This is a genomic window from Lutibacter litoralis (genome assembly GCF_014646675.1).
Classification (GTDB): domain Bacteria; phylum Bacteroidota; class Bacteroidia; order Flavobacteriales; family Flavobacteriaceae; genus Lutibacter; species Lutibacter litoralis.
The window spans coordinates 67,611-82,488 of the sequence record NZ_BMNS01000003.1 but is presented as its reverse complement, the minus strand read 5'-3'; the positions used below and the strand labels follow the sequence as shown (position 1 = coordinate 82,488).

The 14,878-nt window shown below is 31.2% G+C and carries 11 protein-coding genes; 9 read left to right on the top strand and 2 right to left on the bottom strand.

What is annotated here, in order from left to right:
* Nucleotides 1-25 precede the first annotated feature (25 nt).
* The gene (locus tag IEW75_RS05175) at nt 26-643 is read left to right on the top strand and encodes a TonB-dependent receptor plug domain-containing protein (RefSeq protein ID WP_134247672.1); all 618 of its coding nucleotides are present in this window, start codon (nt 26-28) and stop codon (nt 641-643) included.
* A gap of 374 nt (nt 644-1,017) precedes the next feature.
* Here the strand turns inward: IEW75_RS05175 and IEW75_RS05170 are convergent, their stop codons facing one another.
* Nucleotides 1,018-1,413, bottom strand: a complete 396-nt coding sequence (locus tag IEW75_RS05170; RefSeq protein WP_134247671.1) for a hypothetical protein — start codon at nt 1,411-1,413, stop codon at nt 1,018-1,020.
* Nucleotides 1,414-1,535: 122 nt separating this feature from the next.
* Here IEW75_RS05170 and IEW75_RS05165 point away from each other — a divergent pair, with 122 nt between their 5' ends.
* Nucleotides 1,536-1,979, top strand: a complete 444-nt coding sequence (locus tag IEW75_RS05165; RefSeq protein WP_134247670.1) for an Lrp/AsnC family transcriptional regulator — start codon at nt 1,536-1,538, stop codon at nt 1,977-1,979.
* A gap of 69 nt (nt 1,980-2,048) precedes the next feature.
* On the opposite strand, the gene recQ is transcribed toward IEW75_RS05165, so the two are convergent.
* Nucleotides 2,049-4,163, bottom strand: coding sequence for a DNA helicase RecQ (gene recQ, locus IEW75_RS05160; protein WP_134247669.1), 2,115 nt, complete (start codon nt 4,161-4,163; stop codon nt 2,049-2,051).
* A gap of 254 nt (nt 4,164-4,417) precedes the next feature.
* Between recQ and IEW75_RS05155 the strand changes: the two genes are divergently transcribed.
* The 7 genes from IEW75_RS05155 (at nt 4,418) to IEW75_RS05125 (ending at nt 14,609) form a co-directional block, all read left to right on the top strand.
* Nucleotides 4,418-4,687, top strand: coding sequence for an Asp-tRNA(Asn)/Glu-tRNA(Gln) amidotransferase subunit GatC (locus IEW75_RS05155; RefSeq protein WP_188703980.1), 270 nt, complete (start codon nt 4,418-4,420; stop codon nt 4,685-4,687).
* Nucleotides 4,688-4,752: 65 nt separating this feature from the next.
* Nucleotides 4,753-6,150 (top strand): amidase family protein, encoded by a 1,398-nt coding sequence (locus tag IEW75_RS05150; RefSeq protein ID WP_134247668.1) that lies wholly within the window; start codon nt 4,753-4,755, stop codon nt 6,148-6,150.
* Nucleotides 6,150-9,479, top strand: a complete 3,330-nt coding sequence (gene gatB/aspS / locus IEW75_RS05145; protein ID WP_134247667.1) for a bifunctional amidotransferase subunit GatB/aspartate--tRNA ligase AspS — start codon at nt 6,150-6,152, stop codon at nt 9,477-9,479. The genes IEW75_RS05150 and gatB/aspS overlap by 1 nt, the downstream gene beginning before the upstream one ends.
* Nucleotides 9,480-9,813: 334 nt before the next feature.
* The gene (locus tag IEW75_RS05140; RefSeq protein WP_134247666.1) at nt 9,814-10,956 is read left to right on the top strand and encodes a N(5)-(carboxyethyl)ornithine synthase; all 1,143 of its coding nucleotides are present in this window, start codon (nt 9,814-9,816) and stop codon (nt 10,954-10,956) included.
* Nucleotides 10,957-11,062: 106 nt separating this feature from the next.
* A complete protein-coding gene (locus tag IEW75_RS05135; protein ID WP_134247665.1) occupies nt 11,063-11,446 on the top strand; it encodes a DUF423 domain-containing protein in 384 nt (127 codons plus the stop codon).
* A 92-nt stretch (nt 11,447-11,538) separates the two neighbouring features.
* Nucleotides 11,539-13,464 (top strand): CocE/NonD family hydrolase, encoded by a 1,926-nt coding sequence (locus tag IEW75_RS05130; protein ID WP_134247664.1) that lies wholly within the window; start codon nt 11,539-11,541, stop codon nt 13,462-13,464.
* An 11-nt stretch (nt 13,465-13,475) separates the two neighbouring features.
* Complete coding sequence (locus tag IEW75_RS05125; protein ID WP_134247663.1) at nt 13,476-14,609, top strand: PQQ-dependent sugar dehydrogenase; 1,134 nt, start codon at nt 13,476-13,478, stop codon at nt 14,607-14,609.
* Nucleotides 14,610-14,878: the final 269 nt, after the last annotated feature.

Genomic DNA, 14,878 nt, shown 5'->3' with positions numbered 1-14,878 from the left:
AACTTAGTATTAACAAATTTTAATTATGAAAAAAAATATTATAATCCTTTTCGTAGCGTTGTTTTTCAGCTCTAATATTAATTCTCAAGAAAAGAAACTTACCATTATTGTTAAAGATATCGACAACAAAGCTGTTGCTGGGGCTATCATTCTTTTTGACAATGTGAAACAAAGAATTTGGACAAATTCGAGTGGAATGTTTAAAACGAAAATAAAAACGGAACCAAGAGAAGTAAGTGCATTCCATCCTAATATTGGTATTAAAACCATAAAATACGATGGTCAAAACAAATTAACTATTGTTATTAAAGGTGGGGATGATTTAGATTTGATTGTGAATTCCGTAAAGCAAAAAATGGTTAATGCAATACAGTACAACACAATTTATGATTATTTAAGAGGTAAAGTCTCAGGACTAAATGTGTCTTCAGACGGTGTTATTAGAATAAGAGGCTATAATTCTGTAAATGGAAATATGTCGCCACTATTAATTTTAAATGGCGTTGAAGTTTCGAAAGAATCATTTAGTGCCATAAGACCTGATGATATTAAAACAATAACCGTTTTAAAAGGTCCAGAAACAAGCAGATACGGATTTAGAGGAGCTAATGGTGTTATAATTGTTAAAACAATATTCATTTAATTTAAAATTGAAATATAACTGCATCTACTAAAAGATTTAAATAAAATATCATTTTGAATAATTCTAAACTAGAAATTCCATTATATATTATTTCAAATCTCAATACTTAGTTATTGACTTCACTTAATTAGATTCTAATTTAAAAATCAAAATCAGACTAATATAGATTGTTTGCACGGAGGGAGTATTAAGAAGTCTTACAAAAAATAAAGAACCTTTATTTTTATCGGATATTAAAGGGAGTAAACAAGTTGAAATCTCAAAATTTTAGACCTTCATTTACCAAGCATTTATGAATTGCAATAATTATATTAATAATGAAAAAAGTGCAATCCAAGAAAACTTAAAAAAAAAGATTGAAATCTGTATTTAAATTACACTAAAGATTTTACATAACGTCTGTGAATTTTTTTAAGAATAATAAGTTCTTTACGAAGCATTCTTACAAAATCTGAACCTTGAATTTTAGTACTTTCTAGTTTTAAACAATCTTGATACAATCTATCTATAAAATAACGCAAAGACTGCGCATATTTTAACTTAATACCTGGATTACTTTGAGTTTCAGTTTCAACAACTTTTGGCACAAGTCTAAAAGCATTCATTACTAAATTATCTGCATAATTATCTGCCCTTCTGCCAGATCTGTACATAGAGATCATATCCTTATCATCGGTAATATAGTTAGCTATTCGTCTAGATAAATTAAATACATCCAACGATTTTCTATAAATAACTAATTTATTTAAACCTTCTTCACTCAAGTTCATTACTATTTCTATTTGATATTTACACAAATTTACTACCAATTTATGCTTTCTCTATTTAATAATTAAAGTTAAGACCTATATTTAATTTAAATTTTAATATTTTTGCAGTAAATTCTTTAATTATGAAATTAGATGAAATAAATTGGAAAATATTAAAATGCTTACAACAAAATGCGCGTCAGTCTAATACCGAAATTGCCAAAAAAGTTGGAGTTACTTCTCCTGCTGTTGCAGAAAGAATTAGAAAAATGGAAGACGGAGGCGTAATTGAAGGATATTTTGCAAAACTTTCTCATACAGAAACCAATCATCAATTAAAGGCTATAATTACCTTAAGAGCATTTATGGGACGACTAAAACCATTTCTAGAAACTGTAAAAACATTTGATGAAGTGGTTAACTGTTATAGAATTACTGGAAACGAAAATATTATTATGGAAGTAGTTCTAAAAAATCAACAGCATTTAGAACAACTAATAGATAGATTAATAACTTATGGTGAAACTAGAACTCATATTGTGCTCTCCAATATTGTCAACAACAATCCTATTTTGAAGAAGATTTAGGTTGAAAAATTCAAATGGATAAAGTACCAAAGTTAGAATCTCGAAATCTTTAAACATTTAAACCTAAATCTACCCATCAGTGTCTATAATTGTTAATGCTAAACGAATTTTAAAATACTCAATTTCAGCATTAAAATACTCGTAATACGGTTTTAAAGCAAATGGACTTTCTAATTTTTCTTTAGCTTTTCTAACTTTTTCAACTTCTTCTTTAGTCACAAAATCGTAAATCTCAATAGCCTTTCCTTCAGTATATAATAAAGCTAAATGTGAAAAAATAGTAGTTGATTTTAAATTACGTTTTGCTGCAATAGTATCAATTGTTAAACCTTCTTTATATAAATCGTACGTAATTTTATAAGTATCTTTCTTTTTTCTAGTTTTAATTTTTTCGTTTGAAAATGCTACAATTTCAGCAATAAAATCCTCACCATAAACTTCTAATTTTCGCTGTCCTACTCCACTTATATCTAAAAAATCAACTTCGCTCATTGGACGAGCGCGTTCCATTTCTTTTAAAGTAGCATCGTTAAAAACCAAGTATGCAGGAATTTTTTCAGCCAAGGCAATTTCTTGACGCAGTTTTCTCAATCTTTCAAACAATGTATCTTTTGGCGCTTTTTTGGCTTTGGTCGATTTTTCAACACTTGTTTGTTCAACATAATCGACTGGTTTGGTTAAATTAACAGTTTTACTATCGAACAATACTTTTTTAGAAAAATCAGTTAATTGCAAGGCATTGTTTTTATGAAAAGCAATTTCGCAATATCCTTGATTTATTAATTGAATTAAATATTGTTGCCAATCTCTCCAAGAAATCTCTTTACCAACACCATGCGATTTTAATTTGTCATAGCCTTTTTCTAAAACTGTGGCGTTATTAGCTCCACGCAACACATCAATAACAGTTCCAATAGCTTCATTTTCTTTTAAACGAGTGATTACAGAAAGTGCTTTTTGCGCAATAATTGTTCCATTAAAAATTTTAGGCGGATTTTTACAAACATCACAATTTCCACAATCATCGGCTAACAATTCACCAAAATAACTCAATAATATTTTTCTTCGGCAGGTTGTTGCTTCAGAAAACTGTTTCATTCTATCTAATTTGGCAGCTTGTACTTCTTCATTGGTGGCTCCACTAATAAACTTTCTAAGCTGAATTACATCTGAATAACTATGAAATAATAATGCATTTGCTTTTAATTCATCGCGTCCACTACGTCCAATTTCCTGATAATAGCCTTCAATATTTTTAGGCATATTATAATGTATTACCCATCGCACGTTCGATTTATCAATTCCCATTCCAAAAGCGATAGTGGCACAAACAACTTGAGTTTTATCGTAAATAAAATCTTCTTGTGTTTTTGTACGTTCTTCAAAACTTAACCCTGCATGGTAGGCAGCAGCATTAATTCCATTTAATTTTAACTTGTCTGCAATTTGTTGGGTAGATTTTCTGCTTAAACAATAAATTATACCTGATTCTTTAGGAGCTTTTCGAATGAATTTAATGATTTGAGAAATTCTATCGTTTGCTGGTCTAACCTCTAATTCAATATTTTTTCTGTCGAACGAAGTGATAAATTGTGTTGCTTTAGGTATATTTAATTGCTCAATAATATCCGCCCTAGTTGCCTTATCTGCAGTTGCTGTTAGTGCAATTATTGGAGTATTAGGCAAGATTTGTTTAAAAAAACCTAAGTGCTGATATGAAGGACGAAAATCGTGTCCCCAAGAAGAAATACAATGCGCCTCATCAATGGCAATGCAACTGATAAATTCTTCATTTAAAATATTTTCTAAATAAGATAAGCTCTCTGGCGCCACATATAACAATTTTAATTTCTTGCTATAAATCTTCTCAAAAATTTCAGTTTGTTCTTCTGTTTCCTGACTACTATTATAAAAATCTGCTTCAATTCCGTTTGCTTTTAAACCATCTACCTGATCTTTCATTAAAGCAATAAGCGGAGAAATTACCAAGGTTAAACCATCAAAAAGCAACGCAGGTAATTGAAAACAAATTGATTTCCCGCCGCCTGTTGGCATAATTACCAAATTATCGTTTTTTGCAAGAACAGATGATACAATTTGTTCCTGTTGCTCTCGAAACGTGTCGTAACCAAAGTACTTCTTTAACGTTGGAATTAATTTTTCTTGGGAATCTTTCAAATTCATTTAACAGATTTTCAACAAAAATACACTTAATTAACAAATTAGAAGAAATTGAAATTACCAATACAATTTTAGGGTTTATTTCAATATATACTAAAGATTATAAGTTTCATTTATAAAATGTTAAAAAATTGACAGCATAGTTTAGGTTACAAGGCTTGAACAACAACTACTTGTAAAAAAAAATATGCTTCACTCGTAAAACTTTCGTAATTTGGTCGGCTTAAAGTTTAACTTACAACATAAATTAAAAAAAGATGAGTAAAATAATGACAGTCGATATATTGTCGAGTATTAAAGGAGCGCAGCCATCTGAGGCTGTTAACAAATTATTTGATGTAATTAAAAATGCACAACCAACAAATAATAATTCTTTAAATAATGTCAATTATAATTGCGTATCGGTTAATAATTTAAGAGAAGATGTTGTTATTGAAAGTTCTGCTATTGAGAAACAACTAATTATTGAAAACTTCCCGAAAAAAAAGAACGGTTATTTGGTAGTTGCTAAGGTTATCGAAGATTAGATTAAGTACGAATTACGAGTTTGAAATTACCAATTTCAACTCCCTAACAATTCAACAAAAATTACATGGATTCTCAAATAAAACACATACACCAACAATTGGTGGATCAACAAATAACTTGTACTGCTTTAGTGCAAGAGAAATTAAATTTACTTCAAGAAAACACGCACAATACCGTAAATTCTTTATTAGATAAAACAGCTTTAGCATTAGCTGTAAAAGTAGATACTAAAATAAAAAACGGCGAAAAAATAGGATTATTAGAAGGTATTCCTTTTGGAGTAAAAGATGTTTACATGCTGCAAGGAACTAACACAACTGCTAGTTCTAACTTATTAAAAAATTACAAATCTCCGTTTACTGCAACCGCAATTCAAAAATTATTAGATGCTGGTGCAATTCCAATAGTTAAAGAAAACTGCGACAGTTTTGGACACGGTTCTTCTAGTGAAAACACCATTTTTGGAGCTGTTAAAAACGCACTTAACCCAGCCTTGGTTGCTGGTGGTTCTAGTGGTGGATCTGCAGTAAATGTTGCCAAAAATTTTACCATATTTTCAATTGGTGGAGATACTGGAGGTTCTATCCGTCAGCCAGCAGGTTACAATAAAATATATGGTTTAAAACCAACATATGGACGCATTTCTAGATACGGTTTAATGGCGTACGCATCCTCTACCGATTGTGTGGGTCCTTTAGCAAAATCTATTGAAGATATTCGTATTATTTTAAATGTGATGAGTGGAAAAGATGCTAAAGATCAAACCTCGATTACTTCAAAAGAAATTGACGAAAAAGCAATTTCAAATAATACTGTAAAAACCATAGGTTACTTTAAAAATTTTATTGAAAGTGATGCTATTGATGCAGATGTAAAAGCTGATTTTTTAACAAGTATTGAAAAAATAAAAGCTACTGGAATAAAAGTAAAAGCATTAGATTTTTTTAAATCTGATATTTTAGTTTCAACATATTATACATTGGCAATGGCCGAAACAGCTTCCAATTTATCGCGTTTAGATGGAACTAATTATGGAAACCGGATTGAAGCTGAAAATTTAATTGAAACATACGCAGTAACACGTTCTGAAAATTTTTCCGAAGAAACTAAACGTAGGATTGTTGGTGGGAACCAAGTTTTATCGCAAGGTTTTTCTGATGAAATTTATTTAAAAGGATTGGCTTTACGAGATCAAATTTCAACAAATTTTGATAAAGATTTTAAAGAAGTTGATATCATTTTATCGCCTGTTACACCAAGTGCACCTCCTAAAATTGGAGAAAGCCTAAAAGACCCACACGCAATGTATTTGTCTGACGCTTACACTGTTGGATTTAGTTTAGCGCAATTACCTACCTTAACTATACCGCAAGGAACAGTAACTGGATTGCAAATCACTGCAGCAAAAAATAATGAAGAAATTATCTTGAAGTTTGCTAACTTCTTAAAAGAAACTATATAATGGAATTAGAACAATTAAATGCTGCTATTAAAAAGCACGATTTAGAATTGGTAATTGGACTGGAAACACACGTTCGATTAAATACCAAAACCAAGTTGTTTTGTTCTTGTCCAAATCAAGAAATTGAAACACCAAACACAAATATATGTTCCGTTTGTACGGGACAAATGGGAGTTTTACCAGCTATAAATAAAGAAGCAATCACAAAAGCTATCTATTTTGGAAAAGCTGTAGATTCATCATTTGATAATGAAGTAATCTCTTGGGATAGAAAACATTACGAATACCCTGACAATCCGAAGAATATTCAAATTACGCAATTTCACAATCCAATAATACCTGACGGACACGTTTCTTGTTATAGAAACGACGGCTCTCAATTTACGGTGAATTTAACACAGGTTCATATTGAAGAAGATGCTGCAAAATTAATGCACGAGAAAAAGATTTCTCTGGTAGATTTTAATAAAGCTGGAGTTCCTCTTATTGAAATTGTTACAGAACCTTGCATTCGTAATATTGAAGACGCTTCAACCTACGCACAATACATTCAACGGATTGTTCAAAACTTAGGAATTTCTGAAGCAAACCTTGAAAAAGGTGAATTTAAATCGGATGTTTCTGTGTCTTTACGCAAACGAAGAAGCTACGATTTAAATCCACGAACTGAAATAAAAAACTTGAATTCGTTTAAGTTTATGGTGGATGCTTTGAAGGAAGAAATTGAAAAACAATTTAACTATTACGTTGAGCATAAAGAATTTAGACCAGATCAAACTACTGTTTTATGGGATGCTGATTTAAAGCAAACCAAAACCATGCGTAAAAAAGAGTTTGAAGCAGATTATCGCTTTATTTCTGAACCAGATTTACCTTTTGTAAGCATTAAGAATGAAATTAAAGCAATTTCTGTAGATTCGAGTGCATTGCCTTTTGCCGTTGAAACTGTGTTAATTAAAGGTGGTGTTTTGCCGCAAGATGCTAAGTTTTTTACTGCAGATGCTATTCGATCTAAAGTGTTTATGGATATAAATAAGGTGTTAAAAGATCCTTCGTTTGTTGCAAAAACATTGGTAAATAATATTAAGCCAGAAGATTATTGCGCAATTAATAATATAAATAGTCTTGTCGAAATTTTTCAATTATTTAAGGCAGAAAAGATCACTGCCGTGTTGGCCCAAAACGGAATTACTTCCTACTTAAAAGATAGAACTTTTGATTACAACAAGTATTTTGAAGACAATATAATTTCAGAAGATAAAATTTCAGAAGCTATCCAAAAAGTAATTTCAGAAAATGATGCTATTGCAAACGATATTAAAGCTGGAAATCACGGAAAAGCAGGTATTTTAGTTGGGAAAGTAATTAATATTATTGGAAAAGGAGCTTCTGGAAAAGTAATTAGAGAAGGGATTTTAGAAACTCTTTCAGCTAAAAGTCAAAAGTCGAAAGTCGAAAGTGACCAACAAAAAGCAAGTAACGAACAGCAAAAGGCAAAAGTTGAAGACGAAACACTTCCGGAAATTCCTATCATTATAAAAGATGTTTATAGAACACACAAGGCTTCAGAAATATCAGAAAAAAACATTTCTGAAAAAGTTATGCTAGCAGGTTGGGTTTCTAGTGTTCGAGATCACGGAGAACTAATGTTTATTGATTTACGAGATTCTAGTCAAGAAATTTTTCAAGTACGTCTAAGTAGAGAGTCATTTCCTAACCTAGATGAGTTGGTGAAATTAAAACCAGAGACTGTAATAACGGTAACTGGAAAAATTGTACAGCGTAATGAAGACGATTATAACGCAAGTTTAAGAACCGGAAAAATTGAGTTAGAAACTTCCGATTTGGAGATTTTAAACCTTTCTAAAACATTGCCTTTTGAAATAAAAAGAGCTACAAAGACAAGTGAAACTATTCGCTTTCAATACAAGTTTTTAGATCATAGAAACGATTCTGTAAGAAGAGCAATTGTAAACCGTCATAAAGTAATAAAATTACTGCGTGATATTTTAGATGAAGAAGAATTCTTAGAAATTGAAACACCAATTTTAACCGCTGGAACCGATGAAGGAGCACGCGAGTTTATTGTTCCAACACGTAAACAACCAGGTTCTTTTTACACGTTACCACAAGCACCTCAACAGTTTAAACAAATGCTAATGGTTAGTGGTTACGAGAAATATTTTCAAATTGCACGTTGTTTTAGAGATGAAGATTCCAGAGGAGATCGTCAACCAGAATTTACGCAATTAGATATTGAGATGGCGTACGCAAGTATGCAGCAAATTATAGATTTAAACACCAAAATGTTTAATGAAGTAGTGAAGAAAATATATGGTAAAAAGTGGATTTTACATCCGTTTGAAGTGCTTACCTACAAAGAATCAATGGATAATTATGGTTGTGATAGACCAGATTTACGCTATGCCTTAAAAATGCAAGATATTACAAGAATTGTAAAAGATACAACGTTCCAAGTGTTTAGTAAACCTATTGAACAAGGAGGGATTGTAAAATGTATTAAAGTTTCTGCTAAAGAACAAGGAAACAGCCGTATGTCTAAAGGTCAAATTGAAAACTTGACTGCCATTGCACAACAAAATGGTTTAGGCGGTTTGGCATACATTATTGTAAATGAACACGATTTACAATCGCCGATTATTAAATTTTTAGGTGCAGAAATTGCTGCTGGAATTATTAATGAAACCAACGCAGAAGTTGGTGATATTGTATTTTTCTCTGCCGCAGATTATGAAACTGCAAACAAAGCATTAGATGCTGTACGTCAAGAAATGGGTAAAATTTTAGGATTGATAAACCCTAAAGAATTACGTCCGGCTTGGGTAATAGATTTTCCAATGTTTGAAAAAACAGATGAAGGTAGATGGACATTTACGCACAACCCGTTCTCGATGCCTGCTATTTACGATTTAGAGAAGCATATGAATGGTAAAGAAGATGAAATAGGAACTATAATTGCGCAACAATACGACCTTATTTTAAACGGTTACGAAATTGGTGGAGGATCTGTGCGTGCCCATAAAGCTGAAATTTTAGAAGCAACTTATAGAAATATGGGCTATTCTAAAAACGAAATGATAAAAAGTGTTGGCGCTATGTACAAAGCGTTTCAATATGGAGCGCCACCACACGGAGGAATTGCTTGGGGAGTAGACCGCTTAATGATGATTTTAGAGAAAAAGACTTCTATTAGAGAAGTGATGGCGTTCCCAAAAACAGGAACTAGTGACGATTTACTATTTGGAGCGCCTTCTCAATTATCTGACAAAAAAGTTGAAGAACAGAATGTTCGAATATTAAAAAAATAATGCAACTTAAATAGTTAAAAAGAGGTTATTAGAAAACGTATTTTCAATAACCTCTTTTTTATTTATTAATAGTTTGTTATAAGGTTTCCTTAATTAAAACCTTATTATACAATTATTTATCGTAACTTCACGGTCGGATTATTTATCCGTTAATCTTAATAACACTTCTAGTTCCATTAAATGAACTAATAAGGTTTTTTAAAGATCCTTTCTGATTTTAACGCACTAGTTTTCAACTTAATGACTGATTATTAGTAAGTATTCTGTTCTATGAATTTTATAATGATGTTTTGCTTATTTCATTAATAAGTGTTGACTTCAATAAAAATAACGAATGGCTTTATTAAAAATGGGAGTTATAGGAACTTCAAAAAAAGTGGATGAAAGACGTGTTCCAATTCATCCAGACCATATAAAACGAATTCCAGAAAACATTAGAAAACAACTTATTTTTGAAAAAGGATATGGAAAACCTTTTAATATTTCAGATGAAGAAATTTCAAATCAAACGGGGGGAATTGCTACAAGAAAAGAATTATTATCTGAAATAGGTTCGGTTATTATTGCAAAACCTATTTTATCTGATTTACAAGAGTTAAAAGCAAACGGGATACTTTGGGGATATCCACATTGTGCGCAACAAATGCCAATTTCACAAACAGCTATAGAAAAAAAATTAACATTAATTGCTTTTGAAGATATGTTTGTTTGGAATCCGAATGGACAAATGGGTAGACATACATTCTATAAAAATAATGAAATGGCTGGCTATTGTGCCGTTATACATGCCTTGAAATTAAAAGGAATAGATGGACATTATGGAAATCAAAGAAAAGTAATTATTTTTAGTTTTGGAGCGGTAAGTAGAGGTGCAATTTATGCATTAAAAGCACATGGTTTTAGAGATATTACTATTTGTATTCAAAGACCCGACCACGAAGTAAGAGAAGAAGTTCTTAATGTAAATTATGTTCGTGTTAGAAAGGGAGCAATTAATGAACCTCGACTTGTTTTAGTGGAACATGATGGTTCAGAAAGACCTTTTTCAGAATTGATTAGTGAATCTGAAATAATAGTAAATGGTACCTATCAAGATACAGATAATCCTTTCGATTTTGTTATTGAAGAAGAAAAAGACAGTTTAAAACCAGGTACTTTAATTATAGATGTAAGTTGCGATGAAGGAATGGGTTTTTATTTTGCAAAGCCTACTACTTTTAAAAACCCAATGATATCCATTAATAAAATTGACTATTATGCCGTTGATCACACGCCTAGTTATTATTGGGAAAGTGCTTCAAGGTCTATTTCTGCAGCTCTAATTGTTCATATACCATCCGTAATAAACGGCAGAGAAAGTTGGATGCAGAGTAAAACCATACAAAATGCCATAAATATTGATAAAGGCGTTATTGTGAAAGATACCATACTTCGATTTCAAAATCGCGAAAAAGCGTATCCGCATTTGGTGATTTAAACTGAAAATTGAAAAATAATTAAAAAATTTAAGTAACTACTTTTGGTTTATTGAATATTGATTGTTAATTGTTGTTGAAAATCTGTAATTTTATACAAAAATAATAATGACACAATTCACCTTACTTTTTGCCAGTATTCTCGGAGCTTTAGCAGTTATTTTTGGAGCTTTTGGTGCACATGCATTAAAAAAATTATTATCTAAAGATCAACTCAGAAGTTTTGAAACTGGTGTAAAATACCAAATGTATCATGCTATCGTTTTATTATTAATCGGTTTTAATTTTAATTTAGAGACTGCCTCAGAAAAATATATGATGTATAGTTTTATGGCTGGTATTGTATTATTTTCTTTTAGCATTTATGGTTTGGTAATCTCATCAGCTAAAAATAAAAAATTACGTTTTTTAGGTCCAATTACACCGCTTGGTGGATTGTTGTTGGTTTGTGGATGGTGCTTACTATTTTATAGTATTTTAGGTACAACATAATTACTTTTTTACATATTTTTTGTTTTAACAAAATACTAACAAATTGAATATTTATTTTTAGTAGTTTTACCATTAAACCAATCAATCTTTAAATGAAAAACTACGCTTTTAAAGTTTTTGTACTAATATTAGTAATTAATACCTTGTTTTCTTGTAAAAAAACCCCTTCAAAAACACAGCAAAAATTCAAATATGTTGAAGAAAATTACAACAAACTAGAAACCGCAATTACTATGCGAGATGGTGTTAAATTGTTCACATCCATTTACACACCAAAAGACAATAGTAAAACCTATCCAATTTTATTGCAACGCACGCCTTACAGCACTAGACCTTATGGAGCAAATAAATTTAAAACCCGTATTGCACCAAACGAACATTTAATGAAGGAAGGCAATATTGTGGTGTATCAAGATGTTCGTGGGCGTTGGATGAGTGAAGGAACTTATGACAATATGCGAGCTTACATTCCAAACAAACTAGACAGCACTTTTGTTGATGAAAGCTCCGATACTTTTGATACTATTGATTGGTTGGTGAAAAATGTTGAAAACAACAATGGCAACGTAGGAACTTGGGGAATTAGTTATCCTGGTTTTTATAGTACTTATTCAACTATAGATGCGCATCCTGCGTTAAAAGCGGCTTCGCCTCAAGCAAGTATTGCAGATTTTTATTTTGATGATTTTCACCATAACGGTGCTTTTACATTGAGTTATTTTAGAGCCGTTCCATTGTTTGGAACTCCGAAAGACACACCCACAGATTCCTCTTGGTATAAAATTCCAGATCTTAATACAAAAGACCAGTATCAGTTTTTTTTAGATGCTGGACCTCTTAGTAATTTAGATCACTTTTTTGAATATGAAAAATTAGATAATCCTGCGTTAAAAAATAGCGATAATGCAAGTGATTTCTTTTGGAATGAATTAAAAGAACACCCAAATTACGACGAAGTTTGGCAAAGCAAAGACATACTTCAACATTTAAAAAACATAAAATCGCATGTTGCAACTATGGTTGTTGGTGGTACATTTGATGCTGAAGATTTATACGGTGCTTTAGAAACTTACAAAACTATTGAAAAGTACAATAAAGACAATTATAACACCCTGGTTTTTGGCCCTTGGAGTCACGGACAATGGGTAACTACTAAAACTAAAAACAGTGTTGGAAATTATTATTTTGGTGATTCAATCTCCATTAAATATCAAGAACGTATTGAAACTAAATTTTTTAACCATTTTTTAAAAGGCACAGGCGATAAAAATACTGGTTTGCCCGAAGCTTATATCTACGATACTGGTAAAAAAGAATGGAATAGTTATGCCGTTTGGCCTCCAAAAAATGCTGAAAAACAAACTTTTTATTTAGCTGATAATCAGAAGTTAGCTTCTGAAAAAGAAAAAGAAACTGGTATTCAGTTTATTAGTAATATTAAAAAACCTGTTCCGTATTCCGAAGATATTAAAACGGTTTTTACGCCTAGAAAATATATGACAGATGACCAACGTTTTGCCGCCAGAAGAAGTGATGTTTTGGTGTTTGAAACTCCTGTTTTAAAAGATGATATTACGTTAAGCGGCGATATGTTAGCAAAATTACAAGTCGCAACTACTGGAACCGATGCCGATTGGATTGTAAAAATTGTAGATGTGCATCCTGCTGATACGAACGAAAATAATAAAGATATGCAAAACCACCTAAAAATGAGCAATTACCATTTAATGGTGCGTAGTGAAGTTATGCGTGGAAAATTTAGAAATAGCTTTACGTTTCCAGAGCCTTTTATTCCAAATAAAAAGACTGCAGTAAACATTAAATTACAAGATGTACATCATACATTTAAGAAAGGACATAAATTACAAATTCAAGTGCAAAGTACGTGGTTTCCGTTAATTGATTTGAATCCGCAAACTTATGTTGACAATATTTTTAAAGCAACAGTTGAAGATTTTAAAACTCAAACACATACTGTTTTTACCTCTTCAGAAATTGAATTTACCGTATTAAAATAACATTTTAAATTATGAAGTATTCAACCTTATTTCTCAGTTTATTGACAATTTTACTATTTTCTTGCAAAGAAAAACCTTCAGAAAAAATAGCGCTACAAACTTTAAATAGCAACCAATTTAATTTTAAGATTGATACCATTGTTAGCGGAATGGAAATTCCGTGGAGTATGGCATTTTTACCGGACAATTCAATATTAATTACCGAACTAAAGGGAGATTTAATTCATTTCCAAAATGGCGTAAAGACGAGTATTAAAAATGTTCCTAAGGTTTATTTTAGAGGGCAAGGCGGATTATTAGATATTGAATTAGACCCTAATTACAGTGAAAATGGTTGGTTGTATTTGTCATATTCGTCAAACATAGAAAATGATAATAATGGTGGAAATACCACCATTATGAGAGCTAAATTAAAAGATTTTACTTTAGTTGAAACCAAAATTTTATACAAAGCAACTCCAAACACCAAACGTGGTGTTCATTTTGGTTCACGTATTGAATTTGATAGAGATGGTTATTTGTATTTTTCAATTGGAGATCGATCAAACAGAGATGCTTTACCTCAAGATATTACTAAGGATGCAGGTAAAATTTACCGTATTAATTCTGATGGAAGTATTCCAACAGACAATCCTTTTTACAACACAAAAAATGCTAAAAAAGCAATTTATTCTTACGGACATAGAAATCCACAAGGAATGGCAATACACCCAGAAACTGGAGAAATTTGGACGCACGAACATGGTCCACAAGGAGGTGATGAAATTAATATTGTAAAAGCTGGAAAAAACTACGGTTGGCCAAAAGCTTCCTTCGGTATAAATTATAACAATACAACGTTTACAGATAAAACTTCTATTGAAGGAATGGAAGATCCTATTCATTATTGGACACCATCTATTGCACCTAGCGGAATGACTTTTATTACAAGTGACAACTATCCGAATTGGAAAGGAAATGTGTTAGTAGGTTCTTTAAAATTTCAATATGTAACACGATGTGTAATAGAAAATAACAGCGTTATTAAAGAAGAAAAATTATTGAAAAATATTGGACGCGTACGTTGTGTACGTCAAGCTCCAGACGGTTTTATTTATGTTACTGTTCAAAATTTAGGAATTGTACGTTTAACTCCTTCAAATTAATAATAATTCCTTTATATTAGATAATTAAAATAACTGTATAAACGAACAAATTCCTAACTTCCATGTGTTTCTGTCATTCCTGCGAATGCAGGAATCTATACTGTTCTGTTAAAATAACAAAACACAATTTTTGGGTAAAAGCGGCAACTTTATTTAGTTTGTTTTTAAATTTTTTAGTTTCTAGTATCTCAATATTCTGGTTATGGATTTCTGCATTCGCAGGAATGACAAACTTACTAAAAATAGAAAAGCCATACTTTGGATGTAAC